Source organism: Kitasatospora sp. SUK 42, from assembly GCF_015776785.2.
Taxonomy (GTDB): domain Bacteria; phylum Actinomycetota; class Actinomycetes; order Streptomycetales; family Streptomycetaceae; genus Kitasatospora.
In genome coordinates, this window is the sequence record NZ_LFMD02000007.1 from 33478 (window position 1) to 60404 (window position 26927).

The 26927-nt window shown below is 72.2% G+C and carries 29 protein-coding genes and 1 riboswitch; of the genes, 6 read left to right on the forward strand and 23 right to left on the reverse strand.

Annotated elements, in window-relative coordinates; genetic code table 11:
- Nucleotides 1-6 precede the first annotated feature (6 nt).
- From coaBC to pyrR, 12 genes are all read right to left on the reverse strand, one after another.
- On the reverse strand, nt 7-1236 hold the full coding sequence (gene coaBC, locus RZ50_RS21850) for a bifunctional phosphopantothenoylcysteine decarboxylase/phosphopantothenate--cysteine ligase CoaBC (protein ID WP_196950333.1): 1230 nt from the start codon (nt 1234-1236) through the stop codon (nt 7-9).
- 148 nt (nt 1237-1384) lie between these two features.
- Entirely contained in the window at nt 1385-1651 is a 267-nt protein-coding gene (gene rpoZ / locus RZ50_RS21855; RefSeq protein WP_030240625.1) for a DNA-directed RNA polymerase subunit omega, read from the reverse strand.
- A 37-nt stretch (nt 1652-1688) separates the two neighbouring features.
- Nucleotides 1689-2246: a guanylate kinase gene (gene gmk / locus RZ50_RS21860; RefSeq protein ID WP_196950332.1), complete on the reverse strand. Its 558-nt coding sequence runs from the start codon at nt 2244-2246 to the stop codon at nt 1689-1691.
- A gap of 49 nt (nt 2247-2295) precedes the next feature.
- Nucleotides 2296-2622 (reverse strand): integration host factor, actinobacterial type, encoded by a 327-nt coding sequence (mihF, locus tag RZ50_RS21865; protein ID WP_030290269.1) that lies wholly within the window; start codon nt 2620-2622, stop codon nt 2296-2298.
- 393 nt (nt 2623-3015) lie between these two features.
- Complete coding sequence (pyrF, locus tag RZ50_RS21870) at nt 3016-3849, reverse strand: orotidine-5'-phosphate decarboxylase (protein ID WP_196950331.1); 834 nt, start codon at nt 3847-3849, stop codon at nt 3016-3018.
- 53 nt (nt 3850-3902) lie between these two features.
- Complete coding sequence (locus tag RZ50_RS21875; RefSeq protein ID WP_196950366.1) at nt 3903-5006, reverse strand: quinone-dependent dihydroorotate dehydrogenase; 1104 nt, start codon at nt 5004-5006, stop codon at nt 3903-3905.
- An 89-nt stretch (nt 5007-5095) separates the two neighbouring features.
- Nucleotides 5096-8404, reverse strand: a complete 3309-nt coding sequence (carB, locus tag RZ50_RS21880) for a carbamoyl-phosphate synthase large subunit (RefSeq protein ID WP_196950330.1) — start codon at nt 8402-8404, stop codon at nt 5096-5098.
- A complete protein-coding gene (gene carA / locus RZ50_RS21885) occupies nt 8397-9569 on the reverse strand; it encodes a glutamine-hydrolyzing carbamoyl-phosphate synthase small subunit (RefSeq protein WP_254803013.1) in 1173 nt (390 codons plus the stop codon). The genes carB and carA overlap by 8 nt, the downstream gene beginning before the upstream one ends.
- On the reverse strand, nt 9566-10129 hold the full coding sequence (locus tag RZ50_RS21890) for a hypothetical protein (protein WP_196950328.1): 564 nt from the start codon (nt 10127-10129) through the stop codon (nt 9566-9568). Before RZ50_RS21890 ends, carA begins: the two co-directional genes overlap by 4 nt.
- The gene (locus tag RZ50_RS21895) at nt 10129-11433 is read right to left on the reverse strand and encodes a dihydroorotase (RefSeq protein WP_196950327.1); all 1305 of its coding nucleotides are present in this window, start codon (nt 11431-11433) and stop codon (nt 10129-10131) included. The genes RZ50_RS21890 and RZ50_RS21895 overlap by 1 nt, the downstream gene beginning before the upstream one ends.
- On the reverse strand, nt 11430-12419 hold the full coding sequence (locus RZ50_RS21900; RefSeq protein WP_196950326.1) for an aspartate carbamoyltransferase catalytic subunit: 990 nt from the start codon (nt 12417-12419) through the stop codon (nt 11430-11432). Before RZ50_RS21900 ends, RZ50_RS21895 begins: the two co-directional genes overlap by 4 nt.
- A gap of 5 nt (nt 12420-12424) precedes the next feature.
- Nucleotides 12425-13048, reverse strand: coding sequence for a bifunctional pyr operon transcriptional regulator/uracil phosphoribosyltransferase PyrR (gene pyrR / locus RZ50_RS21905; RefSeq protein WP_196950325.1), 624 nt, complete (start codon nt 13046-13048; stop codon nt 12425-12427).
- 333 nt (nt 13049-13381) lie between these two features.
- Here pyrR and RZ50_RS21910 point away from each other — a divergent pair, with 333 nt between their 5' ends.
- Nucleotides 13382-13885 carry a transcriptional regulator gene (locus RZ50_RS21910; RefSeq protein ID WP_030056198.1) on the forward strand — a complete coding sequence of 168 codons (504 nt, stop codon included), beginning with the start codon at nt 13382-13384 and terminating at the stop codon, nt 13883-13885.
- A 178-nt stretch (nt 13886-14063) separates the two neighbouring features.
- Here the strand turns inward: RZ50_RS21910 and RZ50_RS21915 are convergent, their stop codons facing one another.
- The 8 genes from RZ50_RS21915 to rpmB all read right to left on the reverse strand — a co-directional run bounded on the left by RZ50_RS21915 (nt 14064) and on the right by rpmB (nt 19016).
- The gene (locus tag RZ50_RS21915) at nt 14064-14984 is read right to left on the reverse strand and encodes a hypothetical protein (RefSeq protein WP_196950324.1); all 921 of its coding nucleotides are present in this window, start codon (nt 14982-14984) and stop codon (nt 14064-14066) included.
- Between the two features lie 142 nt (nt 14985-15126).
- Nucleotides 15127-15954, reverse strand: coding sequence for a thioesterase family protein (locus RZ50_RS21920; RefSeq protein WP_196950323.1), 828 nt, complete (start codon nt 15952-15954; stop codon nt 15127-15129).
- A gap of 159 nt (nt 15955-16113) precedes the next feature.
- Nucleotides 16114-16551, reverse strand: a complete 438-nt coding sequence (gene nusB / locus RZ50_RS21925; RefSeq protein WP_196950322.1) for a transcription antitermination factor NusB — start codon at nt 16549-16551, stop codon at nt 16114-16116.
- Between the two features lie 4 nt (nt 16552-16555).
- On the reverse strand, nt 16556-17119 hold the full coding sequence (efp, locus tag RZ50_RS21930) for an elongation factor P (protein WP_196950321.1): 564 nt from the start codon (nt 17117-17119) through the stop codon (nt 16556-16558).
- Between the two features lie 78 nt (nt 17120-17197).
- Nucleotides 17198-18304, reverse strand: a complete 1107-nt coding sequence (locus tag RZ50_RS21935) for an aminopeptidase P family protein (protein WP_196950320.1) — start codon at nt 18302-18304, stop codon at nt 17198-17200.
- An 83-nt stretch (nt 18305-18387) separates the two neighbouring features.
- Complete coding sequence (gene rpmF / locus RZ50_RS21940; RefSeq protein WP_196950319.1) at nt 18388-18561, reverse strand: 50S ribosomal protein L32; 174 nt, start codon at nt 18559-18561, stop codon at nt 18388-18390.
- Nucleotides 18562-18570: 9 nt separating this feature from the next.
- Nucleotides 18571-18780 carry a bS18 family ribosomal protein gene (locus RZ50_RS21945; protein ID WP_196950318.1) on the reverse strand — a complete coding sequence of 70 codons (210 nt, stop codon included), beginning with the start codon at nt 18778-18780 and terminating at the stop codon, nt 18571-18573.
- Complete coding sequence (gene rpmB / locus RZ50_RS21950; protein WP_196950317.1) at nt 18780-19016, reverse strand: 50S ribosomal protein L28; 237 nt, start codon at nt 19014-19016, stop codon at nt 18780-18782. Before rpmB ends, RZ50_RS21945 begins: the two co-directional genes overlap by 1 nt.
- 132 nt (nt 19017-19148) lie before the next feature.
- On the opposite strand from rpmB, the gene rpmG reads away from it, so the two are divergent.
- Both rpmG and RZ50_RS21960 read left to right on the forward strand, forming a co-directional pair.
- Complete coding sequence (rpmG, locus tag RZ50_RS21955) at nt 19149-19313, forward strand: 50S ribosomal protein L33 (protein WP_196950316.1); 165 nt, start codon at nt 19149-19151, stop codon at nt 19311-19313.
- Nucleotides 19314-19359: 46 nt separating this feature from the next.
- Nucleotides 19360-19608, forward strand: coding sequence for a type B 50S ribosomal protein L31 (locus RZ50_RS21960; RefSeq protein ID WP_196950315.1), 249 nt, complete (start codon nt 19360-19362; stop codon nt 19606-19608).
- Nucleotides 19609-19667: 59 nt separating this feature from the next.
- On the opposite strand, the gene RZ50_RS21965 is transcribed toward RZ50_RS21960, so the two are convergent.
- A complete protein-coding gene (locus RZ50_RS21965) occupies nt 19668-20240 on the reverse strand; it encodes an XRE family transcriptional regulator (protein ID WP_196950314.1) in 573 nt (190 codons plus the stop codon).
- A 152-nt stretch (nt 20241-20392) separates the two neighbouring features.
- Here RZ50_RS21965 and RZ50_RS21970 point away from each other — a divergent pair, with 152 nt between their 5' ends.
- Nucleotides 20393-21244, forward strand: a complete 852-nt coding sequence (locus RZ50_RS21970) for an EamA family transporter (protein WP_217680722.1) — start codon at nt 20393-20395, stop codon at nt 21242-21244.
- Nucleotides 21245-21251: 7 nt separating this feature from the next.
- On the opposite strand, the gene RZ50_RS21975 is transcribed toward RZ50_RS21970, so the two are convergent.
- On the reverse strand, nt 21252-22367 hold the full coding sequence (locus RZ50_RS21975; RefSeq protein WP_196950402.1) for a HoxN/HupN/NixA family nickel/cobalt transporter: 1116 nt from the start codon (nt 22365-22367) through the stop codon (nt 21252-21254).
- A 31-nt stretch (nt 22368-22398) separates the two neighbouring features.
- A riboswitch (cobalamin riboswitch) is annotated at nt 22399-22613 on the reverse strand.
- A gap of 81 nt (nt 22614-22694) precedes the next feature.
- Here RZ50_RS21975 and RZ50_RS21980 point away from each other — a divergent pair.
- Both RZ50_RS21980 and RZ50_RS29940 read left to right on the forward strand, forming a co-directional pair.
- A complete protein-coding gene (locus RZ50_RS21980; RefSeq protein ID WP_196950401.1) occupies nt 22695-23078 on the forward strand; it encodes a metalloregulator ArsR/SmtB family transcription factor in 384 nt (127 codons plus the stop codon).
- Nucleotides 23079-23160: 82 nt separating this feature from the next.
- Entirely contained in the window at nt 23161-24834 is a 1674-nt protein-coding gene (locus RZ50_RS29940) for a hypothetical protein (protein ID WP_308272032.1), read from the forward strand.
- A 174-nt stretch (nt 24835-25008) separates the two neighbouring features.
- On the opposite strand, the gene RZ50_RS21990 is transcribed toward RZ50_RS29940, so the two are convergent.
- Nucleotides 25009-26907, reverse strand: a complete 1899-nt coding sequence (locus RZ50_RS21990) for an AAA family ATPase (protein ID WP_196950430.1) — start codon at nt 26905-26907, stop codon at nt 25009-25011.
- Nucleotides 26908-26927: the final 20 nt, after the last annotated feature.

Consider the following 26927-nt stretch of genomic DNA (forward strand, 5'->3'; position numbering starts at 1 on the left):
CCGGGATCAGTTCCCGGCCGTTCCCAGTCGCTCCACGACCAGGTCCCAGACGACGTCGGCCAGGGCCTCCTTCGGCCCCACCGGGACGGGCGTCTCACTGCCGTCCGAGCCCAGTACCACGGCCTCGTTGACGTCCGAGCCGAAGGCCTTGCCGTTGCCCACCTCGTTGACGACCAGCAGGTCACAACCCTTGCGGGCGAGCTTGGCGCGGCCGTTGGCGAGCACGTCGTCGGTCTCCGCCGCGAAACCCACGACGAGTTGACCCGAACGGGGGCGGTGCGCCGACAGCTCGGCCAGCACGTCGGGGTTGCGGACCAGCGCGACCGGCGCCGGCTCGACCCCCTCGACCTTCTTGATCTTGCCGGTGGCGTACTCGGCGGGCCGGAAGTCCGCCACCGCCGCGGCCATCACCACGGCGTCCGCGTCCCCGGCCGCCTTGAGCGCCGCCTCGCGCAGCTCCAGCGCGGTCGAGACGTGCACCACATCCACCCCGGCCGGGTCCGGCAGCTCGGCGTTGGCCGAGACCAATGTCACTCGCGCCCCACGCGCCGCGGCCGTCACGGCGAGCGCGTAGCCCTGCTTGCCGGAGGAGCGGTTGCCGAGGAAGCGCACCGGGTCCAGCGGCTCCCGGGTGCCGCCGGCCGAGACCACCACGTGCCGGCCGGCCAGGTCGGTGGGCACCGCCCCGCCGCGGCGCAGCACGGCCCGGCAGGCGTCGAAGATCACCGAGGGCTCGGGCAGCCGCCCCTTGCCGGTGTCCTTGCCGGTCAGCCGGCCGACGGCGGGCTCCAGCACGATCACGCCCCGGCGGCGCAGCGTGGCGACGTTGTCCCGGGTGGCCGGGTGCTCCCACATCTCGGTGTGCATGGCGGGCGCCAGCACGACCGGGCAGCGGGCGGTGAGCAGGGTGTTGGTCAGCAGGTCGTCGGCCAGCCCGTGGGCGGCCTTGGCGATCAGGTCCGCGGTGGCCGGGGCGACCACCACCAGGTCGGCCTGCTGCCCGATCCGCACGTGCGGCACCTCGTGCACGCGCTCCCAGGTCTCGGTGGCGGCCGGGCGGCCGGACAGCGCGGCCCAGGTGGCCTCGCCGACGAAGTGCAGCGCCGCCGCGGTGGGCACCACGGTGACCTGGTGGCCGGACTCGGTGAACCGGCGCAGCAGCTCGCACGCCTTGTAGGCGGCGATCCCGCCGCTGACACCGAGAGCGACGCGAGGAGCTTCCGCAGTCGAGCTCATGTACCGACCTTTCCTCCGGGTCTCGAACCCGCCCACCCTACGGCTCGGCGGCGATCACCCGCACCGTGGTGCCGCCCACAATGCCGAAGGGCCCGGCGGAAACGATTCCGCCGGGCCCTTCCGGAAAGCGCGGGTGCGCGCAGCCGCCTCAGGCGGCCTCGATCGCCTCGGCGGTCAGCATGCCCGCGTTGATCTCGCGCAGCGCGATCGACAGCGGCTTCTCGTGCACGTGGGTGTCGACCAGCGGGCCGACGTACTCCAGCAGGCCCTCGCCGAGCTGGGAGTAGTACGCGTTGATCTGGCGCGCGCGCTTGGCGGCGTAGATCACGAGGCTGTACTTCGAGTCGGTGGCCTCAAGCAGCTCGTCGATCGGCGGGTTGATGATGCCCTCGGGCGCGGTCATGGAAGAGGACACGCGAAAACCTTCCGAAAGGGTGGGAAAGACTGACAGGTCAGACTACACCGAGCAAGGCTAGCAGTTCGGCCGCTACCTGCTCGACGGAGGTGTTGACAAGGGTCTCGTCGAACTCGGGCTCGGCCGCGAGTTCGACCTTGGCCGCCTCCAGCCGCTTCTCGATGACGTCCTGGGGCTCGGTGCCCCGGCCGGTCAGCCGCCGGACCAGCTCGTCCCAGCTCGGCGGGGCCAGGAAGACCAGCTGGGCCTCCGGCATCGACTCGCGCACCTGACGGGCGCCCTGCAGGTCGATCTCCAGCAGGACGGGCTCGCCGCGCTCCAGCTTCTCCAGCACCGCCGCACGCGGGGTGCCGTACCGGTTGCCGGCGAACTCGGCCCACTCCAGCAGTTCGCCGTTGGCGATCAGCTTGTCGAACTCGTCGTTGTCGACGAAGTGGTACTGCACCCCGTTCTTCTCGCCCGGCCTCGGGTGGCGGGTCGTCGCCGACACCGAGAGCCAGACTTCGGGGTACATCTTCCTCATATGAGCGACGACCGTGCTCTTGCCGACCCCCGAGGGGCCGGAGAGCACGGTCAGCCGCGGACGCTCACTCATGCACCGATTATCCCGGATCGCGGACGCTCCCGGGACCACGGGGGCACGGTCAGGCGGCGCCACCGCCGAACTCCCGCTCCAGGGAAGCGATCTGGTTCGTTCCGAGACCGCGGACACGCCGGCTCTCGCTGATGCCGAGGCGCTCCATGATCTGCTTGGCACGGACCTTGCCGACGCCCGGAAGGGACTCCAGCAGGGCCGAAACCTTCATCTTGCCGATGACGTCATTGTCGTTCTTGCCGGCCTTGATCACCTCGTGCAGGGAGGCGCCGGAGTGCTTGAGCCGGTTCTTGACCTCGGCGCGCTCCCGGCGAGCCTCGGCGGCCTTGGCGAGCGCGGCGGTGCGCTGTTCAGGGGTAAGGGGCGGAAGAGCCACGCCGTTCACCTCAGGGTGTGGAAGGAAGGGATAGAGCTATGACTGGTTCGGTACCGAGGACACCGTCCGCAAGGGGAACCACAGGGCCCTGACCTGCGGGAGCTACGGGTTCGCGGCTCGCCGATGACCTATCGCCGGACACTACCCGCATTGCGGCGCCACGTCAGGAAAAGAACACGAAAAGTCCTGGTCAGCCAAGGCCGACCAGGACTTTCCAGGGCAAAATGACCGCGATTGCGAAACTTTGACGGGGTCGATGTGACGGCGCTCACGTCAACTCCGCTGCCGCGCCGCCGTCCTGCGGACACTGCGCACGGTCACCGCGCGGCTACCGGTCGGCGGGCTTCCGCTTACCGGCCGCGCCCGCCGCCGCACCGGCCCGCGCCCGCGGCCCTACTTGACGGCGTCCGCGAACTCCCCGACGAAGCGCTCCGCCGCCTCGCGCAGCGCCGCCGCCGACGGCCCGTGCTTGAGCACGTCCCGGCTGACGCTGGGCACCACGTTGATCACCGAGGCGCCGAACACCCGCGGCAGGTCCGCCATGGTCGCGCCCTGGGCCCCGATCCCGGGGGCCAGCAGCGGGCCGTTGATGGCCAGTTCGACGCCCGCGTCGGCCAGCGTCGCACCGACCACCGCACCGAAGGAGCCCAGCGGCTCCGCGCCCGCGTTCTCGGCCGCCAGCTGCCGCAGCACCGCCGCCGCGACCGGCTCGCCGTCCGCGCCGACCGCGCGCTGCACCTCGGCGCCCTCCGGGTTGGAGGTGAGCGCCAGCGCGAACACGCCGCAGCCCTGCTCCCGGGCCAGGTCCAGGGCCGGACGCAGCGAGCCGAAGCCCAGGTACGGGCTGACCGTGACGGCGTCCGAGAACAGCGGGCTGGCGGGCGACAGGAAGGCCTCCGCGTAGGCGGCCATGGTGGAGCCGATGTCGCCGCGCTTGGCGTCCATCAGGACCAGCGCACCGGCCGCCCGGGCCTCCTCGACGGTCTTCTCCAGCACCGCGACGCCCTTGCTGCCGAAGCGCTCGAAGAAGGCGGCCTGCGGCTTGAGCACGGCCACCCGGTCGGCCAGCGCCTCGACCACGGTCCGGCTGAAGGTCTCCAGCCCGGCGAGGTCGTCGCCGAGCCCCCAGGCGGCGAGCAGGGAGGCGTGCGGGTCGATGCCGACGCAGAGCTGGCCGCGGGTGTCGAGGGCCTGGCGCAGCCGGGCTCCGAACGGGGCGAGGGTCATGTCGTCCTTTCCGGGGTTTCCGGTACCGGTCGGGCCGGAACCGGTGGAGGGGGTCACGAGCTGCGGACGGCGCTGCCGACGGCCGCCGCCAGGTTGCGGAAGCCCGCCGCGCGGACCCGGGCGGACAGGCCCTTGTGGATCCGGCGGCACCAGAACGGGCCCTCGTAGATGAAGGCGCTGTAGCCCTGGACCAGGTCCGCGCCGTGGATGATCCGCTGCCAGGCGTCCTCGGCGGTCTCCACGCCGCCCACCGAGACCAGCGTCAGCCGGCCCTCGGTGCGGGCGCGCAGCCGCTGCAGCACCTCCAGGGCGCGGGCCTTGAGCGGGGCGCCGGACAGGCCGCCCATGCCGATCTCCTCGACCCGCGCGGCGTCGCTGCGCAGGCCCTCGCGGCCGATCGTGGTGTTGGTGGCGATGATGCCGTCCAGGCCGAGCTCCAGGGCCAGGTCGGCGACCGCGTCGACGTCCTCGTCGGCCAGGTCGGGGGCGATCTTCACCAGCAGCGGCACGTGGTGCGCGGTGGTGCGGTCGGCGGCCTCGCGCACGGCCGACAGCAGCGGGCGCAGGTGGTCGACGGCCTGGAGGTTGCGCAGCCCCGGGGTGTTCGGCGAGCTGACGTTGACCACCAGGTAGTCGGCGTACTGGGCGAGGCGCTCGGTGGACTTGACGTAGTCGGCGACGGCCTCGGCCTCCGGAACGACCTTGGTCTTGCCGATGTTGACGCCGATCACCGGGGTGGAGCTGGTGTGCGGGCGGGCGGCCAGCCGGGCGGCGACCCGGGCCGAGCCCTGGTTGTTGAAGCCCATCCGGTTGATCAGCGCGCGGTCCTCGACCAGGCGGAACAGCCGGGGCGTCGGGTTTCCGGGCTGGGGCTCACCGGTGATGGTGCCGATCTCGACGTAGTCGAAGCCGAGCATCGCCAGGCCGTCGATGCCGACGCCGTTCTTGTCGAAGCCGGCCGCGAGCCCGAACGGGCCCGGCAGGTCGAGGCCGAGGGCCCGGGTGTGCAGCGCACGGTCGCGCGGGGCGAGGACCAGCCGCACCAGGGTGCGCAGGCCGGGCACCGAGGAGGCGAGCCGGATCCAGAAGAAGGCGAGGTGGTGCGCCTTCTCGGGGTCCATCTTCTTGAAGACGAGGTCGAACAGCAGCTTGTACAAGGGGGGGGTCAACTCCCGGATCATGAACCGGACTTGGGCATACGAGTGGGGGGCACCAACTGGTTCCGGTGCCCCCCACTGCGGTGGCGCTACTTGCGGCCGGCGTTGATCAGCTCGGCGTGCTCCTGGAGCGACATGACCCCGACCTCGTCGCGCAGCAGCGCGTCCATGCCCTGGACCGCCGCGCCCATCGCCTGGACGGTGGTCAGGCACGGGACGCCGCGCGAGACGGCCGCGGTGCGGATCTCGTAGCCGTCGAGGCGCCCGCCGGTGCCGTACGGCGTGTTGATGATGAGGTCGACCTCACCGTCGTGGATCAGCTGGACGATCGTCCGCTCGCCGTTCGGGCCCTCGCCCTCGCTGTGCTTGCGCACCAGGGTGGACGGGATGCCGCCGCGGTGCAGCACCTCGGCGGTGCCGGCGGTGGCGAGCACCTCGAAGCCGAGGCCGACCAGCGCCCGGGCCGGGAAGACCAGGTTGCGCTTGTCCCGGTTGGCGACGGAGACGAAGACCTTGCCCTTGGTCGGCAGCGCGCCGTACGCGCCGGACTGCGCCTTCGCGTACGCGGTGCCGAAGACCTTGTCGATGCCCATGACCTCACCGGTCGAGCGCATCTCCGGGCCGAGCACGGTGTCCACGCCGCGGCCGTGGATGTCGCGGAAGCGGCTCCACGGCATCACGGCCTCCTTGACCGCGATCGGCGCGTCGGCGGGCAGCGTGCCGCCGTCGCCCTCGGCCGGGAGCAGGCCCTCGGCGCGCAGCTCGGCGATGGTGGTGCCGAGCGAGATCCGGGCGGCGGCCTTGGCCAGCGGCACCGCGGTCGCCTTGGAGGTGAACGGGACGGTGCGCGAGGCGCGCGGGTTGGCCTCCAGCACGTAGAGGATGTCCCCGGCCAGCGCGAACTGGATGTTGATCAGGCCGCGGACGCCGACGCCGCGCGCGATGGCCTCGGTGGAGGTGCGCAGGCGCTTGATGTCGTAGCCGCCGAGGGTGATCGGGGGCAGCGCGCAGGCGGAGTCGCCGGAGTGGATGCCGGCCTCCTCGATGTGCTCCATGACGCCGCCGAGGTAGAGCTCGGTGCCGTCGTAGAGCGCGTCGACGTCGATCTCCACCGCGTCGTCCAGGAAGCGGTCGATCAGCACCGGGTGCTCGGAGATCAGACCGGCGTGCCGCTCCAGGTAGGAGGCGAGCGAGGCCTCGTCGTAGACGATCTCCATGCCGCGGCCGCCGAGCACGTAGGACGGGCGGGCGAGCACCGGGTAACCGATCTCGTCGGCGATCGCCTTGGCCTCCTCGAAGGAGAAGGCGGTGCCGTGCTTGGGGGCGGGCAGCCCGGCGTCGCGCAGCACGCGGCCGAAGGCGCCGCGCTCCTCGGCGAGGTCGATCGCCTCGGGCTGGGTGCCGACGATCGGCACGCCGTTGTCCTTGAGCGCCTGGGCCAGGCCCAGCGGGGTCTGGCCGCCGAGCTGGACGATCACACCGGCCAGCGGGCCGGCCTGCTGCTCGGCGTGGACGATCTCCAGGACGTCCTCCAGGGTGAGCGGCTCGAAGTAGAGCCGGTCGGAGGTGTCGTAGTCGGTGGAGACGGTCTCCGGGTTGCAGTTGACCATCACGGTCTCGTACCCGGCGTCGGCCAGCGCGAAGGAGGCGTGCACGCAGGAGTAGTCGAACTCGATGCCCTGGCCGATGCGGTTGGGGCCCGAGCCGAGGATGATCACCGCGGGCTTGGTGCGCGGGGCGACCTCGTTCTCCTCGTCGTAGGACGAGTAGAAGTACGGGGTCTTGGCGGCGAACTCGGCGGCGCAGGTGTCGACGGTCTTGAACACCGGGCGGATGCCGAGCGCGTGGCGCACCTCGCGGACGACGTCCGGCTTCAGACCGCGGATCTCGCCGATCTGCTGGTCGGAGAAGCCGTGCCGCTTGGCGTGGCGCAGCAGCTCGGGGGTGAGCTCGACGGACTCGGCCAGCTCGGCGGCGATCTCGTCCAGCAGGAAGAGCTGGTCGACGAACCACGGGTCGATCTTCGTGGACTCGAACACCTCCTCCGGGGTGGCACCGGCCCGGATGGCCTGCATCACGGTGTTGATCCGGCCGTCGGTCGGCACGGCGGCCTTGACCAGCAGCTCGGCCTTGTCCCCCACCGGGCTGGTCCAGTTGAACTGGGAGCCCTTCTTCTCCAGCGAGCGCAGCGCCTTCTGGAGCGCCTCGGGGAAGTTGCGGCCCAGCGCCATGGCCTCGCCGACGGACTTCATGGTGGTGGTCAGCGTGGCGTCCGCGCTCGGGAACTTCTCGAACGCGAACCGCGGGACCTTGACCACGACGTAGTCGAGGGTCGGCTCGAAGGAGGCCGGGGTCTCCTCGGTGATGTCGTTGGGGATCTCGTCCAGGGTGTAGCCGACGGCCAGCTTGGCGGCGATCTTGGCGATCGGGAAGCCGGTGGCCTTGGAGGCGAGCGCCGAGGAGCGGGAGACGCGCGGGTTCATCTCGATGACGATGACCCGGCCGTCGACGGGGTTGACGGCGAACTGGATGTTGCAGCCGCCGGTGTCGACGCCGACCTCGCGGATGACGGCGATGCCGATGTCGCGCAGGATCTGGTACTCGCGGTCGGTGAGCGTCATCGCCGGGGCGACGGTGATCGAGTCACCGGTGTGCACGCCCATCGGGTCGAAGTTCTCGATGGAGCAGACGACCACGACGTTGTCGTTCCTGTCGCGCATCAGCTCCAGCTCGTACTCCTTCCAGCCGAGGATGGACTCCTCCAGGAGCACCTCGGTGGTCGGCGAGAGGGCCAGGCCCTGGCCGGCGATGCGGCGCAGGTCCTCCTCGTTGTGGGCGAAGCCGGAGCCGGCGCCGCCCATGGTGAAGGAGGGGCGCACCACGACCGGGTAGCCGCCAAGGGTGTCGACGCCGGCCAGCACCTCGTCCATGGTGTGGCAGATGACCGAGCGGGCGGACTCGCCGTGGCCGATCTTGGCGTTGACGGCCTCGACGACGCCCTTGAACAGGTCGCGGTCCTCGCCCTTGTTGATCGCCACGACGTCGGCGCCGATCAGCTCGACGCCGTACTTCTCCAGCGTGCCCGCACCGTGCAGCGAGATCGCGGTGTTGAGCGCGGTCTGGCCGCCCAGGGTCGGCAGGAGCGCGTCGGGGCGCTCCTTGGCGATGATCTTCTCGACGAACTCCGGGGTGATCGGCTCGACGTAGGTGGCGTCGGCGATCTCCGGGTCGGTCATGATCGTGGCCGGGTTGGAGTTGACCAGGATGACCCGCAGGCCCTCGGCCTTGAGGACGCGACAGGCCTGCGTGCCCGAGTAGTCGAACTCGGCGGCCTGGCCGATGACGATCGGGCCGGAGCCGATCACCAGGACGGACTTGATGTCAGTGCGCTTAGGCACGCTGGCCCTCCATGAGCTTCACGAAGCGGTCGAACAGGTAGGCGGCGTCGTGCGGGCCGGCGGCCGCTTCGGGGTGGTACTGCACGCTGAAGGCGGGCACGTCGAGCGCCTGGAGGCCCTCGACCACGTCGTCGTTGAGGCAGACGTGGGAGACCTCGACCCGCCCGTAGGGGGTGTCGCTCACCTTGTCCAGCGGCGCGTTCACGGCGAAGCCGTGGTTGTGGGCGGTCACCTCGACCTTGCCGGTGGTGCGGTCCTGCACCGGCTGGTTGATGCCGCGGTGGCCGTACTTGAGCTTGTAGGTGCCGAAGCCCAGGGCGCGGCCGAGGATCTGGTTGCCGAAGCAGATCCCGAAGAACGGGGTCCTGCGCTCCAGCACGCCCTGCGCCACGGCGACCTGGTGGTCGGCGGTGGCCGGGTCGCCCGGGCCGTTGGAGAAGAAGACGCCGTCGGGGTTGACCGCGTAGACGTCCTCCAGGGTGGAGTTGGCCGGCAGCACGTGCACCTCGATGCCGCGCTCGGCCATCCGCTGCGGGGTCATCGCCTTGATGCCGAGGTCCAGCGCGGCGACGGTGAACTTCTTCTCACCGATCGCGGGCACCACGTAGGACTCGGTGGTGGCGACCTCGGCGCACAGGTCGGCGCCCTTCATCTCGGGCGACTGCTGCACCCGGTCGAGCAGGGTGGCCGGGTCGGCCAGCGCCTCGCCCGAGAAGATGCCGCAGCGCATCGCGCCGCGCTCGCGCAGGTGGCGGGTGAGCGCGCGGGTGTCGATGCCGCTGATGCCGACGACGCCCTGGCGGACCAGCTCCTCGTCCAGCGAGCGGCGGGAGCGCCAGTTGGACGCCACCCGGGAGGGGTCGCGCACGATGTAGCCGGCGACCCAGATCTGCTGGGACTCGTCGTCCTCGTCGTTCCAGCCGGTGTTGCCGATCTGCGGGGCGGTCATCGCGACCACCTGGCGGTGGTACGACGGGTCGGTCAGGGTCTCCTGGTAGCCGGACATGCCGGTGTTGAAGACCGCCTCGCCGAAGGTCTCGCCGATGGCGCCGTAGGCCTGGCCGCGGAAGACCTTGCCGTCTTCCAGGACGAGCACGGCGCTGCGACGATCCAAAGACGTACGCTCCCGCCGTTGGCGCTGGGTGGTGGGGGCAGGTGCGGTCATTGAGCGGCCTCTTCCGTCTTCGTCTTCGTACGTGTTGCGAGTTGAGCGACCGCCTCGACCCAGGCGGTGTGCTCATCGGGGTGGTCGGCCCGGAAACCGGAGTCCAGCTCGGTTCCCTCGTGCGCCCAGGTGACGACGAGGAGACCGGAGGGGACGACCTTGCCGGCGATCCCGGAGTCCGTACGGGCACCCAGCAGGTGCTCGGCCGGGATCCAGAAGTCGACGTCGCCGGGGCGCCGCACCAGCAGGCCGTCCTCGCCGAGGGTGAGGTCGGCGCGGCTGCGGGTGCCGAGGCCGTGCGCGACGACCCGGTCGAGCCAGTTCCCGGCGGTGGTGGTGCCGTGGTACCGGCCGCTGGTCTCCAGGATGGTCCGCCCCGCGCGGGCCGGCACGGCGGGCAGCGGCGGGATGCCGGACTGGAGGGTGCGCCGCCAGTTCCAGCCCTGGCGCATCAGCCAGTAGATCAGGGCGATGATGATCAGCAGCCCGACCGACCAGCCGATGTAGCCCGGCCAGTTGGTGACCTTCGCCTGCTCCTGGGCGAGCGTGGCGTAGTCCATCACACCAGGCCGTCCCGCTCGGCGAGTTCGCCGGCCAGCACGGTGGCGCGCCCGCGCAGGAAGGTGGCGTGCACCCGTCCGGGCAGGTCCATCCCCCGGTAGGGGGTGTTGCGGCTGCGGGTGGCGAAGCTGTCCGGGTTCACGGCTCCACGGTACGCGGGGTCGAACAGCACCAGGTTCGCGGGCTCACCCACCGAGACCGGCCGGCCGTGCCCGGTGAGACGGCCGATGCGGGCCGGGCGGTGCGACATCCGGTCCGCGACGCCCTCCCAGTTCAGCAGGCCGGTGTCGACCATGGTCTGCTGCACGACCGACAGCGCGGTCTCCAGGCCGACCATGCCCATCGCGGCCACGGCCCACTCGCAGTCCTTGTCCTCGGCCGGGTGCGGCGCGTGGTCGGTGGCGACGGCGTCGATGGTGCCGTCGGCGAGCGCCTTGCGCAGCGCCTGGACGTCCTCGGCGGTGCGCAGCGGCGGGTTCACCTTGTACACCGGGTCGTAGGAGCGGACCAGCTCGTCGGTGAGCAGCAGGTGGTGCGGGGTGACCTCGGCGGTGACGTCCCAGCCCTTGCCCTTGGCCCAGCGGATGATCTCGACCGAGCCGGCCGTGGAGACGTGGCAGACGTGCAGCCGGGAGCCGACGTGCGCGGAGAGCAGCACGTCGCGGGCGATGATCGACTCCTCGGCGACGGCCGGCCAGCCGCCGAGCCCGAGCTCGCCGGAGACCTGGCCCTCGTTCATCTGGGCGCCCTCGGTCAGCCGCGGCTCCTGGGCGTGCTGGGCGACGACGCCGTCGAAGGCCTTGACGTACTCCAGGGCGCGGCGCATCAGCACCGCGTCGTCCACGCACTTGCCGTCGTCGGAGAAGACCCGCACGCCGGCGGCGGACTCGTGCATCGCGCCGAGCTCGGCGAGCTTCTTGCCCCCCAGGCCGACGGTCACGGCGCCGACCGGCTGCACGTCGCAGTAGCCGGCCTCCTGGCCGAGCCGCCAGACCTGCTCGACCACACCGGCGGTGTCGGCCACCGGGGTGGTGTTGGCCATCGCGTGCACGGCGGTGAAGCCGCCCATCGCGGCGGCCTGGGTGCCGGTCAGCACGGTCTCGGCGTCCTCGCGGCCGGGCTCGCGCAGGTGGGTGTGCAGGTCGACCAGGCCGGGCAGGACGATCATGCCGGTGGCGTCGATCTCGATGTCCGCCTCGACCGCGAGGCCGGTGCCGATCTCCTTGATCACGCCGTCGGCGAGGTGGAGGTCCTGCGGGGCTCCGCCGAGGATCTTGGCGTTGCGGATCAGGTAGCTGGTCACTGAGCGGTCTCCACGGAGTCGGTGCGGGCGGGTTCGGTGGGGCCGTCGGCAAAGACGGCCCCGCCGAGCAGCAGGTAGAGGACGGCCATCCGGACGGAGACGCCGTTGGCGACCTGCTCGACCACGGTGCAGCGCGGCGAGTCGGCGACCTCGGCGGTGATCTCCATGCCGCGGACCATCGGGCCGGGGTGCATCACGATGGCGTGCTCGGGCAGCTGCGCCATCCGCACGCCGTCCAGGCCGTAGCGGCGGCTGTACTCGCGCTCGGTGGGGAAGAACGCGGCGTTCATCCGCTCGCGCTGCACCCGGAGCATCATCAGCGCGTCGGTCTTGGGCAGCACGCTGTCCAGGTCGTAGCTGATCTCGCACGGCCACTGCTCGATGCCGATCGGCAGCAGGGTCGGCGGGGCGACGAAGGTGACCTGGGCGCCGAGGGTGGTGAGCAGGTGGACGTTGGAGCGGGCGACCCGGCTGTGCAGGATGTCGCCGACGATCGTCACCCGGCGGCCCGCGAGGTCCTTGCCGGAGCCCGGGTTGAGGTGGCGGCGCATGGTGAAGGCGTCGAGCAGCGCCTGGGTGGGGTGCTCGTGGGTGCCGTCACCGGCGTTGATCACACTGCCGTGCAGCCAGTCGGACTGGGCCAGCCGGGCCGGCGCGCCCGAGGCGTGGTGGCGGATGACCACCGCGTCGGCTCCCATCGCCTGCAGGGTCAGCGCGGTGTCCTTGAGGCTCTCGCCCTTGGAGACCGAGGAGCCCTTGGCGGAGAAGTTGATGACGTCGGCGGACAGCCGCTTCTCGGCGACCTCGAAGGAGGTCTTGGTGCGGGTGGAGTCCTCGAAGAAGAGGTTGACGACGGTGCGACCGCGCAGCGTGGGCAGCTTCTTGACGGCCCGGCCGGAGAGCTGGGCCAGCTCCTCGGCGGTGTCCAGGACCAGCAGCGCGTCGTCGCGGCTGAGATCGGCGGCGGAGACGAGATGGCGCTTCACGCGGTTTACTCCGGGAGGTGCGGTTCGGTGGGCTGGGAGGCCAGGGCCTGCGAGCTGCGGGCGGCGTAGTCGCGGTCGCCGACCAGGACGGCGTCCACACCGTCGGCGTCGGACAGGCGCACCTGCACGGCCTCGCGCAGCGAGGTGGGGAGGTTCTTGCCCACGTAGTCGGCCCGGATCGGCAGCTCACGGTGGCCGCGGTCGACCAGGACGGCGAGCTGGACGGCGCGCGGGCGCCCGATGTCGTTCAGCGCGTCCAGCGCGGCGCGGATGGTGCGCCCGGAGAAGAGCACGTCGTCGACCAGGACGACCAGCTTGCCGTCGATGCCGCCGGGCGGGATCTCGGTGTGCTCCAGGGCCCGGGCCGGCTTCAGCCGCAGGTCGTCCCGGTACATGGTGATGTCCAGGGTGCCCAGCGGGATCTCGCGCCCGGTGATCTGGGCCAGCCTGCCGTGCAGGCGGCGGGCGAGGTGGACGCCCCTGGTGTGGATGCCGAGCAGCACGACGTCCTCCGCGCCCTTGGCGCGCTCGACGATCTCGTGCGCTATCCGGGTGATGACCCGGGCGATGTCCGTGCCGTCCAGCACCTGGTGCGGCGGCCGCGGCGTCGGTTCTTGGTGTGTGGTCATGCCGAAGCGGACCTCCTTCCCCGCCTCACGGGACGGGCCTTAAAGGATGTCTGGGGTTCTGCCCCCGCCGACCGGGCGTGGGCTTCGGGTCATCCTATCAGCGTGCCGAGAGGCAAAATGGAACTCCATCATTCCGCTTCACCGGGTTTACGTCCCGGATGCGCCAACGATGCGGTCCATTCGCACGACTGCCCCATTCGGCTTGACGCAACTATCTTACTCTACGTAACCTTACAGTGAGTTACGAGATGGGCGTCGAACCTACCGGTAGCGACGTCGGCAATCGTCCGTGACCCATCACTGAACGCGAAGCAATCTCGTCCGGGGAGATCAATGTCCAGCGACTACGCGAAGCAGCTCGGAGGCAAGCTCCGAGCGATCCGCACTCAGCAGGGTCTGTCCCTGCATGGTGTCGAGGAGAAGTCCCAGGGGCGCTGGAAGGCAGTCGTCGTCGGCTCGTACGAGCGCGGCGACCGTGCGGTCACCGTGCAGCGGCTGGCCGAGCTCGCCGAGTTCTACGGCGTTCCGGTGCAGGAGCTCCTGCCCGGTGGCACTCCCGGCGGCGCGGCCGAGCCGCCGCCGCGCCTGGTCCTCGACCTGGAGAGACTGACTCAGGTCCCCTCCGAGAAGGCCGGCCCGCTGCAGCGCTACGCGGCGACCATCCAGAGCCAGCGCGGCGACTACAACGGCAAGGTGCTCTCGATCCGCCAGGACGACCTGCGCACCCTGGCCGTGATCTACGACCAGTCGCCGTCGATCCTCACCGAGCAGCTGATCTCCTGGGGCGTGCTGAACCCCGACGCCCGCCGCGCGGTGCGCGAGGAGGACGCGAGCTGAGGCTTGCCGCACCGGCTCCCGCCAGCGGAAACCAGCAGCGCCCAGCAGTAGCCAGCAGAAACGTCACGGCGCGGTCCCGGAGATCCGGGGCCGCGCCGCGGTGTTGCGGCGATCGCGGCCGGCCCAGGGCCTGTTCGGCGACTCCTGTCGGATCAGGCGAGGATCCGCCGGACAAGCCCTAACAGACCGTCCCCAGGCTGTAGCCCGGCTGCGCCGCCACCCCGTCCAGCCGCACCGGGCCGGCGGCCGGCGCCCAGTCCGGCCCGCCGCTCGACCAGGCCCAGGCGGCCGGCAGGTACTCCCCGCAGGAGGCCGCCGAGCCCTGCGAGCCGTGCAGCACCGCGACGCCCGGCAGCTCCAGCGCCAGCCCGGCGCACAGCACCGCGCAGACCAGCTCCAGGTCCTCGTCGTTGACCCGCACCACCCCGTCCTCCCACTGGAGCACCCGGGCCGCCGCGGTGAGCCGGCCGCCCGGTGCGTCCACCTGGAGGCGCAGCTCGTAGACCCCGGCGCCCGCGCCGATCAGCATCCGGCGGAACACCTCGCCCCCGCGCTGGTAGGCGGCGCGCACCCAGCGGATGTGCTCCTCGTCGGCGCCGCCCGCGCCCCCGTACAGGCCGCCGTCCAGCAGCAGGTCGGCGTGCGCGAGCGTCAGCCCGTTCTCCCGGGCCCGGACCAGCCGCGGCACGAAGTCGCCGGCCAGCTCCTCGCCCTGGTAGGCCAGCAGCTGGGTCTGGAGCGGCGGGTTGACCAGGTAGCGGTCGCGGGCGGCGGGCTCGGCCGGGTCCAGCCCGTGCAGCAGGCAGAACTCCTCGAAGTCCTGCGGGTGGAACATCCGGGCCCGGACGCTGTCGAAGCGCTCCAGCGCGTCGGCCAGCAGCTCGGCGGTCTCGCTCAGGTAGCGCTCGTGGTCGGCGGCGTCGGAGATCCCCCAGGCGCGGGCCCGGGCGAAGTCCGCGGCGCTGGTGAGCACGCCGATGACGAACGCCTGCTCGGCCCCCTCGCCCCGCCGCGAGCGGTGCGGAGCCCGCAGCGCGGGCCGCAGGCCGCCGGCGGTGCAGTCGGAGTTACGGCGGGCGCGTCCCTTGCGGCTGGTCATCGGAGGCTCCTGGCTTCGGCGGGCGACCGTCGGCGGTGACGGTCAGCGGCGAGCTGGCCGCTGGCCGTCTTCCTCCCCAATCCCGCGCGCCGCACACGTACGGCGTGTCACAGGAATGTAACCACCGGTAATAGCGACGGTCTCAGGCGGACCGCGGCACCCGGGCCAGCTGGCGGGACTGGGCGACCAGGCGGCCGGTCTCGTCCCAGATCTCGGCGTCCTCCTCGAAGTAGCCGCCGGCCAGGTTGCGGGTGGCGTGGGTGACCCTCAGCCAGCCGGGCGCGGGCTTGGCGCGCAGGTGGACGGTCAGTTCGACGGTCGGGGCCCAGCCGGGCATGCCGAGGTCGAAGGTGACCGGCGGCAGCGCGTCGGCGACCAGCAGGAGCAGCAGCGGGTCGGGCTCGCGGCCGTCGGCGAGCCGGAACCAGCCCTGGATCCGGCCGTTGCCGGAGGGCTGCCCGAGCGCCCAGCCGACGGTCGCCGGGTCGAGCCGCAGGTCGAAGCGCTCCAGCAGGGCGGCCTGCTCGACCAGCTGCCGGGGCGCGTGCTCGATGCCGATGCACTGGTCCGGCGGCGGCAGCTGCGGCGGGGTGGCGGTGGTGCGCACCTCGCCCTCGGCGGTGGCGAGGTCGCCGTGGCTGGCCACCACCCGCAGCCGCTCGACGCCGTCCTGGCTGAGCGAGGCGGTGCCGGTGGAGAGGCCGCGGCCGGTGCGCAGCACCTCGGTGTGGACGGTGGCCGGGCCGGGGGTGGAGGCGGACAGGTAGTAACCGCTGATCGACACCGGGTCCGGGTGCTGCCCGTGCTCCAGCGACAGCGCGTGTCCGGCCACGGCGAGCAGCAGGCCGCCGTTGACCCCGCCGCCGATCTGCCAGCCGGTGCCGAGCTCGGCCTCGTAGCGGCCGGGCTCCTCGGGGTGTCTGGTCAGGGCGATGCCCTGGTCGAACTCGCTGCGGATCGCGGTGGTCATGGGGGTGGCCTGCCCTTCACACGGGGTCCCGGACGCCAAGTTACTGGCGAGTAGGGCACCACCTTACGCCGCCCGGGTGAAACGCGCGATGACCTCGAACACGTGAACGGCCGCCGGACCCGTTGTTCGGGTCCGGCGGCCGTTCACGAGGATGACCTGCTACCGGCGGATGCTCGGCTTCAGCTCCAGGAAGCGGGCGAGCAGACCGTTGACGAAGGCCGGGGAGTCGTCCGTGGAGAACTCCTTGGCGATCTCGACGGCCTCGTCCAGGACGACCGCGTCCGGGACGCCGTCCTCCCAGATCAGCTCGTAGGCACCGAGCCGCAGGACGTTGCGGTCCACGATCGGCATCCGGTCGAGGGTCCAGCCCACGGCGTACTGCTCGATCAGGTCGTCGATGCGACGCGCGTGCTGGACGTACCCCTCGATCAGCTCCATCGTGTACTCGGCGACCTGCGGGGTACCCTCGTCGGGCTTGGGCTCGCGGGCGCGGGCCACCCAGTCGGCGAGGACCTGCTGCGGGTCGACCCCGCGGTGGTCGGCCTCGAAGAGGATCTGGAAGGCCCGGGTGCGGGCCTTACTGCGTGCGGCCGACACGGACTTACTTCACCCGGCCGAGGTAGCTGCCGTCGCGGGTGTCGACCTTGACCTTCTCGCCGGTGACGACGAAGAGCGGGACGGCGATCTCGGCGCCGGTCTCCAGGGTGGCCGGCTTGGAGCCACCGGTGGAGCGGTCGCCCTGGACGCCCGGCTCGGTGTGGGCGATGGTCAGCTCGACCGCGGCCGGGAGCTCGATGTACAGGACGGCACCCTCGTTGGTGGCGACCAGGGCCTCGAAGCCCTCCAGCAGGTACTTGGCGGCGTCGCCGACGACGGCCGGCTCGACGGTCAGCTGGTCGTAGGTGTCCATGTCCATGAACACGAAGTTCTCGCCGTCCTTGTACGAGAACTGCATGCCGCGCTTGTCGACATTGGCGGTCTCGACCTTGGTGCCCGCGTTGAAGGTCTTGTCGACGACCTTGCCGGTCAGGACCTCCTTGAGCTTGGTCCGCACGAAGGCCGGGCCCTTACCGGGCTTGACGTGCTGGAACTCGACGACGGACCAGAGCTTGCCGCCCTCCAGCTTGAGGACCATGCCGTTCTTGAGATCGTTCGTGGAAGCCACGGGCGCACTTACTCCTGGATATAGCTGTCAAGGAACCAAGGGTCGCGTCCTGCCGCCGACGGCCTTCGGGGGCCGCCGTCACAGGGCGAGGAGCTCCTTGGTGGTGATGGTGAGCAGCTCGGGCCCGCCCTCTTCGAGGGGGCGCACGACGAGCGTGTCCTCGATCCGGACCCCGCCCTTGCCCGGGAGGTGCACCCCTGGGCCGACGGTGACCGGTACGCGGCTGTCCAGTTTACCCATGTCCGAAGGACCGAGGCGCGGCGCCTCCCGGATCTCCAGGCCGATGCCGTGGCCCACCGGGTGAGGGGAGAGCTCGGTGTGGCCCGCCGCCTCCAGGACCTGCCGGGCGGCCCGGTCGGGTACGCACTGCTCGACGCCCGGTCCGAGGGCCTCCCGGCCGGCCCGCTGGGCGCGGAAGACCAGCCGGTGCAGCTCGACCTGCCAGGGCGCGGGGGCGGCGCCGATCACGAAGGTCCGGGCGGTCGAGACGCCGTAGCCGCGGTAGCGGGCGCCCATCACCACGGTGAGGAAGTCGCCCTCCTCCACCCGGCGGTCGGTCGGCTGGTGGGCGGGCTGGCCGGAGTGGCTGCCGGTGCCGACCGAGACCGGGAAGGCTGCCCGGTCCGCGCCGTGGTCGATCATCCGGCGCTCCAGCTCCATCGCCAGGTGCCGCTCGGTGCGGCCGACCAGGATCGACTCCAGCAGTTCGCCGAGCGCCTGGTCCGCGATCTCGGCGGCGATCCGCAGGTCGGCGATCTCGTGCTCGTCCTTGACCACCCGCAGCCGCTCGACCATCTGGCCGAGGTCCGCCAGCCGGGCCCCCTCCAGCAGCCCCGCCACCGCCCGGTGCCGGGTCACGGTCAGGTCGTGCTCCTCCACCGCGAGCTTCCGCAGGCCCATCCGCCCGGCGTCGGCCGCGGCGGCCAGCGCGGTGTCCGCCCCGGACGGCACCGGGACCTGGATGACGTCGGCGGCGATCAGGTGCTCCCCCGAGTCGTCCGGTGGCAGGTCGTCCGGCAGCGACAGCAGCGCCCGCTCCCTGGTCAGCAGCAACGTCGCGCCGCAGGGCGCGCAGCCCGTCAGGTACCGCACGTTCGCCGCCCGGGTCACCAGTGCCGCGTCGACCCCGGCCGCACCGCAGTGCTCCCGCACCCGCTCCCGCCGACCCGCGTACGCATCCGCCATGCGTCGAGCCTACGAACCCCCACCCCAAACCGCCCGCCGAGCACCCCCCACCGGGGCGCTCACCGCCCCCCTTCGTCACGGCCCTACGCCTCCTTTTCCTCGATCAGCCCCCGGCGGTAGGCCGGGACCAGGTTCCGCGGGACGAGCACCTCCCGGCCGTTCAGGGTGATCGGGACCAGTTCCGGGGCCGTCGCCTTCCACTGGGCGCGGCGGTGCCTGGTGTTGCTGCGGGAGGTCCTGCGCTTGGGGACTGCCATCGAGGGCTCCTATCGGGTGGTGCCGGAGGTGTACGGGAGGGGGGCCGTCTCCCGGGCGTTCCTGACGGCCCGGGCGATCGCCCGCTGCTGCTGGACGGTGAGGCGGGTGACCCTGCGATGGGGGCACCTTCCGGCCGAAGGCTGGGGGAGGGTCTTGCCCCGGTCGGAGACGAAGCGGCGCAGCAGGTCGTTCTTGGCGATCTTGCTCTGCTTGGCCATCAGACCTTCTCCCCCCGGGCGCGGATGCGGGCCACGGCGGCCTCGATGCCGATCGTGTCGACGGTGCGGATGCCCTTGGCGCTCAGCACGAGCCGGACGTACCGGCCCTCGCCGGGCAGCCAGTAGCGCTTGCGCTGGATGTTGGGGTCGAAGCGGCGCGGTGTCCGGCGGTGCGAGTGCGAGATCGCGTTGCCGAAGCCGGGCCGGCGGCCGGTGAGCTGGCAGTGGGCGGACATGGGTGCTCCCTGGCGTTCGGGAATGGGCAGGACGGAGCTCACGTTACACCAGATGAAAATGACTTCCATTTCGGTGTACGGTCTCGATCCAACCCTTCGAACCGAACGCCCCGAGGCCCCAGGAGGACCCCGATGGCCCGCAGTGAACTGCGCCCCGTGATCAAGCTCCGCTCCACGGCCGGGACCGGCTACACGTACGTGACCCGCAAGAACCGCCGGAACGACCCGGACCGGATGATCCTGCGCAAGTACGACCCGGCCGCCGGCCGGCACGTCGACTTCCGCGAGGAGCGCTAGGAACAACAACACCTGCGCCAGGAACAACACCCGGAGGAGCCCAGTCATGAAGTCCGGAATCCACCCCGAATACCGCCCGGTCGTCTTCCGCGACAAGGTCGGCGGCCTCGCCTTCCTCACGCGGTCGACCATCACCAGCGACAGCACGGTCGAGTGGGAGGACGGCAACACCTACCCGGTGATCGACGTCGAGATCTCCTCGGCGAGCCACCCCTTCTACACCGGCCAGTCCCGGGTGCTCGACACCGCCGGCCGGGTCGAGCAGTTCCGTCGGCGCTACGGCGACCGGCACTGAGAACACGAAGCGGCGCCCCCCCACCCAGGGGAGGCGCCGCTTCCCGCGTCCGAACGGCCTCAGCGCGGCGGCGGCACCGAGACCACCATGGTCAGCCGCAGCACCTGCTCCCCCGCGTTGCGGTAGGCGTGCGCGTACGAGGCGTCGAAGGAGACCGTGCTGCCGGCCGGCACCGGGTGCGGGTGACCGTCGTGCACCAGGGTCAGCTCACCCTCCTCCACGCGGACGATCTCGACCGTCCCGGCCGGGTGCGGCTCGGAGGAGTACTCCTCGCCCGGCGCCATCCGCCAGTCCCACAGCTCCAGCGGCCCGGGGGCCTCGATCCCGTGCAGCAGGGTGCCGGTGCCGCCACCCGGGCCGGTCCAGAGCGGGACGGCCTGGTCGCCGGGGATGATCCGGACGTCCGGGCCCTCCTCGTAGTCGAGCAGCGTGGCGATCGAGACACCGAGCGCGTCACCGAGCCGGACGACGGTGGCCACGCTCGGGTTGGTGCGGCCCTGCTCGATCTGGACGATCATGCCGCGGCTCACTCCGGAGCGGGCGGCGAGGGCGTCCAGGGTGTGGCCGCGCTCGGTGCGCAGCCGCTTGACGTTCCGGGCGAGGGCCCGGGAGACGAGGTCGGGATCCGGCACGCGGGCAGCCCTCCGGTGTCCACAGTTCGAGACTGTACAAAATAATGTTCTGCCGAGTTCAGTTCATTGCACTACGCTGCGATTCCGGCAACGAGTCCATCCGACTGTACTGCGGAGTGCATTGTGCTGTCCTCAATCCCCGGGTCCCTCCGGTGACCGCCCTGCTCGCCCTCTCCGCCAGCCTGCTCACCGGCCTGGCCGACTTCGGCGGCGGCGTGCTCACCCGCCGGCTGCCCGCGCTCGCCGTGGTGGTCGTCTCCCAGGCGCTGGCAGCCACCGCGCTGCTCGCCGCCGTCCTGGCCACCGGCGGCTGGGCCGACGCCTCCCCCGCGCTCTGGTACGCCGTCGCCGCCGGGGTGATCGGCCCGTTCGCGATGCTCGCCTTCTACCGCGCGCTCGCGCTCGGCCCGATGGGCGTGGTGTCCCCGCTGGCCACCATCGGCGTCGTGGTGCCGGTCGGGGTCGGGCTCGCGCTCGGCGAGCGGCCCGGCCCCGGCCAGGCGGCCGGCATCGCGGTGGCCGTGGCCGGGGTGGTGCTGGCCGGCGGCCCCGAGCGCGGCGGGCCGTCCGCCGCCCGCACGGCCCTGCTGCTCACCCTGGCCGCCGCGTTCGGCTTCGGCGCCAACATGGCCCTGATCGCGCACGCCTCGACCGGCGGCGGACTGCTGCTCGTGCTGTGCGTACAGCGGCTGGTCAACATCGCCGTCGGCGGCACCGCGCTGCTGATCGGCCTGCGCGGCACCGACACCTCCGGGCTGCTGCCGGAGCTGCGCTCCCGGCTGCCGCTGCTCACCGCCGTCGGGCTGGCCGACGTCGCGGGCAACGCCACGTACGCGATGGCCTCGCACGGCGGCTCGGCGGCGGTGGCCGCCGTGCTCGCCTCGCTCTACCCGGTGGTCACCGCGCTGATGGCGCGCGGAGTGCTGAAGGAGCGGCTGCGCCCGGTCCAGGTGGTCGGCGCCGGGCTCGCCGTCGCGGGCACCCTGCTGCTCGCGGCCGCGTGAACCGGGCTCAGGACCCCTGGGGCTTCCAGCGCTTCTCGACCCCGCCGAGCTTCCAGTAGGCGATCGCGATGGCCCAGACCACCACGAAGAGCCCGGCTATCGCGTAGCCGACGTTGTCCAGCGAGATGTCCGCGATGAAGCCGGTGACCGGGTCGGTCAGGTCGAGCTTCTCGTGCAGCACGCCGACCAGCTCGATGGTGCCGATGATGAAGGCCACCGCGATCGACAGCCCAGTGATGGTCAGGTTGTAGTACACCTTGCGCACCGGGTTGGCGAAGGCCCACTGGTACGCGACGTTCATGAAGGTCCCGTCCAGGGTGTCGAACAGGCTCATCCCGGCCGCGAACAACAGCGGCAGGCAGACGATCGCGTACCAGGGCAGCCCGGCGGCCGCGCCCGAACCCGCCATCACCATCAGGGTGACCTCGGTCGCGGTGTCGAAGCCCAGGCCCAGCACCATGCCCACCGGGAACATCTGCCCGGGCCGGGTGATCGAGCGGGTCGCCCGGTTCAGCACCCGGGCCATGAGGCCGCGCGAGTTGAGGTGCTCCTCCAGCTCCGCCTCGTCGTACTGCCCGGCCCGCATCGAGCGGAACACCTTGAGGATGCCCAGCAGCGCCGCCAGGTTGAGCGCGCCGATCAGGTAGAGGAAGGCCCCGGAGGCGGTCGTGCCGACCACGCCGAGCCACTTGTGGGTGGCCGACTCGTCGTCCATCAGCGTGTTCGCCAGCTGCGCGCCGCCCGCGACCAGGGCCGCCATCAGCACGACCATCGAGGAGTGCCCGAGGGCGAACCAGAAGCCCACCGAGACCGGCCGCTTGCCGTCCGCCATCAGCTTGCGGGTGGTGTTGTCGATCACCGCGATGTGGTCGGCGTCGAAGGCGTGCCGCATGCCCAGGGTGTACGCCGTGATGCCCAGCCCGACCCCGAACACCTGGGCGCCGACGGCGTACCGCTCGGGCGCGACCAGGAAGATCAGGGTCCCGAAGGCCACCACGTGCATGGCCACGATCACCCCCATCAATCCGGCCGTACGGACGGTGTCCTCGCGCTTCCACTGGAACGTGGGCAGCCCGGACGGCGTCGCCGTCGCCTCGGCCGCAGTGGTTTCGGGCAGGGTCATCGTGGGATCACGCTCCAGCACCTCGTGGAATGACGTCGTGAGATGCCGTGGCCGGTCTCCTGGCTTACGGGAAATCCGCACCCGCCTTCCCAGGCGCGCGAGGCGCCCAGTGGCTTCATGGGTACGGACGTCACTCCCCCGACAAGGAGGGAGTGGCCCGATCACAGTGGCGAGGGCCGCTCCGGGCTGGGACCCACTGAGGGTCCGTCACCGGTCTTCCCGAGCACCACGGCGGGGAACACCGTAGGGGCCCGGCTCCACCCCCGCAAGCCTGCGCACCTGTGCAGGTGTCCAGGATCACAGCGACCGGCCTGCGAGAATGTGCGCATGCATCTCGTACCGGCCGACCGCGCGGGCCACCGCACCATCGACGGCCACCGGGTCTGCGAGGCCATCGCCGCGATCGGCGACACCGGGCACGTCCGCACCTGGGCCGAGCGGTTCTCGCTGCTCGCCGACCCCGGACGGCTCGCCCTGCTGCTCGCCCTGCACCGGGCCGGGCCGCTCGCCGTCACCGACCTGGCGGTCGCCACCGGCATGCGCGACCCCGCCGTCTCCCAGGCCCTGCGGCTGCTCCGTACGGCGGGCGTGGTCGAGGGCGACAAGGACGGACGTGTGGTGCGCTACCGGCTCGTGGACGACAGCGTGCGCCCCCTCCTCGACGAGTGTGCCGCCGGCGAGCACCAGGAGCCGATCACAGCGACCGGCTGACCGACCGGGGGCCGATCGATCGCGGACTGACCGACACTCGGGAAACGACCCCACGGCGGGGCCGGATGAGTACGATCATGGTGTGCCGTCCCACCCCCACGCCTGGCCCGCCGACCGCTGGAACACCCGACCGGTCAGGGCCCGCGTGCTGGCGGTCGCCCGCACCCTCACCTCGGCCACCCGGGTCCTGGACGTCCTCACCCTGCTGAACCAGGACGGCATCGAGCGGTACTTCACCGTCAACCCCGGCTCCGCCTTCGCCGACAGCGCCCTCGACGAGTACCTGCACGGCCTTCCCGGCTACACCGTGCTGGACTGGGAGGACGCCGTCCGCCACCGCTTCGACCTGGCCGTCTCCTGCGCCGTCCACGCCTCCATGCACCGCCTGGACGCCCACCTGGTCGTCCTCCCGCACGGCGCCGGGTACAACCGGCTGGTCACCGAGTCCACCGGCGACACCGTCAGCGCCGCCGGCCTCTCCCGCAACGAACTCACCCACCGGGGCCGGGTGTTCGTGGACGTCCTCGGCCTCTCCCACCCCGAACAGCTGGACCGGCTGCGGCTCTCCTGCCCCGAGGCGCTGGACGTCGCCCGGGTGGTCGGCGACCCGTGCTTCGACCGGATCCTCCGCAGCGAGCGCTCCCGGGACGGCTACCGCGCCGCGCTCGGCGCCGTCGACGGCCGCCGCCTCATCGTCGTCAACTCCACCTGGAGCGAGCACTCGTTATTCGGCCGCCGACCCGACCTGCCCCGACGCCTGGTCCGCCAACTGCCCGCCGACGAGTACACGGTGGCCGTCGTGCTGCACCCCAACATCTGGAGCCGGCACGACCCCGAGAGGCTCCTCGACGACGCCCGCCGGATGGGCCTGCGGCTCATCCCGCCCCACCAGGGCTGGCAGGCCGCCCTCGTCGCCGCCGACTGCCTGATCGGCGACCACGGCTCGGTCTCCGTCTACGGCGCCGCCCTGGAACGCCGCACCCTGCTCGTCGCCACCGGAGCCGCCGAACTCGACCCGCACTCCCCCAGCTACGCCTTCGGCCAGGCCGCGCCCCTCCTCGACCCCGACGGCGACCTCGCCGCCCAGCTCGAACGGGCCCTGCACCAGGACCCGGCCGGGCTGCGCGAGCTCACCGACCGCTCGCTCGCCCACCGCGGCACCTCCGCCCGGGTGCTGCGCCCGCTGCTCTACTCCTTCCTGACCGCGCTCGACGAACCCGCCGACGAACCGGTCCTGCCGCCCTACCCCAAGCCCGTCCCCCGCCCCGGGACCACCGACGGGCCCACCGCGTACGACGTCGAGGGCAAGAGCGAAGGGGCGGAGGTGAGCCTGCGGCGCTACCCCGTCGCCCCGGACAACCACACCCCGCGCGGCATCCACGCGCTCGCCGACGACCACCCGGGCGAGGACCTGCGCCACACCGCGGAGGTGCTGGCCCGCACCGAGCCCCGCGCCGAGCTGCCCGCCACCCGCTGGCTCGCCGACACCTTCGCCGAACTCCCCGGCCTCGCCGTCGCGGTGGCCGCCCTCGGCCCGGCGCTCCACCTGCTGCGGCTGCACACCGGCCTGGTGCTGGAGGCCCGCGCCGAACGGGACTGGGCCAACCCGGAGCCCCGCCTCGACCCGCTGCTGCTCGGCTCTGCCGTCGCCTGCTGGCTCGCCGACGGCGGCGACCCGACCCGCCTCCCCGAGCACGGGCTCACCGTCCGCACCGGCGAGCACCGCACCCGGGTCTCCTTCACCACCGGGCCCTGAAGACGGGCCCTAGGCCCTGTCCGGCCGATCTTGCCGGGCGCGCGACGCCGGATCATCCCGCCTGGACGCACGGCCGAACCGCCCAAGTACGCCCAGTACGAGGACGGTCCGGCCACACGCCCAGCCGGGCGCCCGACGCCGCGCGCTGATCCGGCAAGATCGGACGGACAGGGCCTAAGGCTGGATCTCCCGCAGCCTCGCGCGGCTGCGCTCCGCCAGCTCCGGGTCGTCCCGCTCCTCCGCGAGGGCGACCAGCAGGGTGTGCGCCTGGGCCTCCTTCGGGTACTGCTTCCGGGCCCTGGCCCGGTCGGCGCAGTCTCCCGCGTGCAGGATCGCCAGGTCGAGCTGGCCGAGCGCACGGTGCGCCCGGGCGCGGACCAGCGGCAGCTTGGTCAGCATGTCGTGGTCCCCGGTGGCCTCGGCCAGTTCGGTGGCCCCGTCCAGGACGGCCAGCGCCTCCTCCGGGCGGTCGTCCCCGATCAGCGCCTGCGCCACGTTGTAGCTCTGGACGATCTCGCCGTGGGGATCGCCCCGGTTCTCCGCCAGGGCCAGTGTGAACCGCTCCACCGCCAGGTCGGGACGGCCGTCGGCCAGGCACAGCAGGCCGTCCGTCTCGTGGAGCACGCCCACCACCTGGCGGTTGGCCACCAGCGGCAGCTGCTCCGCGGCGAGCGCCAACTGCTCGGCCGCCAGCACGAACTCCCTGCGCTCGTAGTGGGCGCGGGCGAGCTGGTTGCGCATCCGGACCACCGCGTCCGGCTGGTTGTCCCACTGCGCCGACTCCACCCCGCACTCGTGGGTGGCGATCCAGTCCAGGTAGAGCTTGCGGCCGTGGTAGAGCGGCCAGAGCGACTCGCAGAGCCGCCACACCTCGCCGTGCCACCCCTGCCGGGCGGCCTCCTCCACCACCGCGCGCAGGTTGGCCCGTTCCGCGTACAGCCACTCCAGCGCCGCCTCACCGGAGGCGAAGCCGGGCAGCTCCTCGCCGCTCGGCTCCTGAAGGCGCAGCCGCGGCCCCATCAGCGCCCGGTCCGCCAGCGAGGCCCGGCCGCGGTGGTACGCCACGACGCGGGCGAGCAGTTCGGCCCGGCCGGGCAGTTCACGGGTCCGGCCGAAGGCGTGCAGCCGGACCACGTCATGGGCGCGGAAGCGCGTCTCGGAGTCCGCGTCGAGCACCTCGTCCACCAGGTGCACGGCGCGCAGTTCGTCCAGCGCCCTCGCGGGCTGCTCGACGCCGGCCGCGCGCGCCAGTTCGGCCGACACGAAGGGGCCGGGGTGCACGCCGATCAGGCGGTAGAGCGCCCGGCCGCGCTCCGACAGCCGCTCGTAGACCAGGTCGTAGGTCGGGCCGAGGTCGCTCCCCTCGTCGTCCAGCATGGCCAACCGGCCCTCCCTGTCGTGCAGTTCGGCCACGACCCGGGCGATCGGCAGGCTCTCGCGGTCCAGCAGCTGGCCCCCGACCGCGTTGAGCGCGAGCGGCAGCCCGCCGCACAGCTCGACCAGTGCCGCCAGCTCCTCCTCGGTGCCCCGCTCCGAGCCCAGCCACCTGCGCACCAGCTCGGCGCCGGCACTCGCGCTCAGCGGCCCGAGCTGCCGCACCTCGGCGCCGTCCATCCGCAGCGCGGGCAGCCGCCGACGGCTCGCGACCACCACCAGCCCGCTGGACGGGAGCAGCGCGCGGACCTCGGCGGCGTGCTCGACGTTGTCCAGGAAGAACAGGCACCGGCGCTCGGCGGTGACCGTCCGGAACATGGTGAACCGCTCCGCCTCCACCGTCGGCGGCTTCGCGCCGAGGTCACGCAGGAAGCCGGCCAGCAGCCCGGGCAGGTCCACCCCGCCCTGGTGCCGGTAGGCCCGCAGGTCCGCGTAGAGGTCCCCGTCCGGGAAGCGCCACCGGTACCTCTCGGTGAACTCGGCGATCAGCTCGGTCTTCCCGACCCCGCCGAGGCCGGTGAACACCACGATCGCCGGCCCGCCCGACTCGGCCCGGCCCAGGGCCGCCGTCAGCGCGGCGAGTTCCGGCTGCCGGTTGACGAAGGGGCCGTGCGGCGGCCGGATCTGACGCGGCCTCACCGCAGCCGTCCCGTACGCGG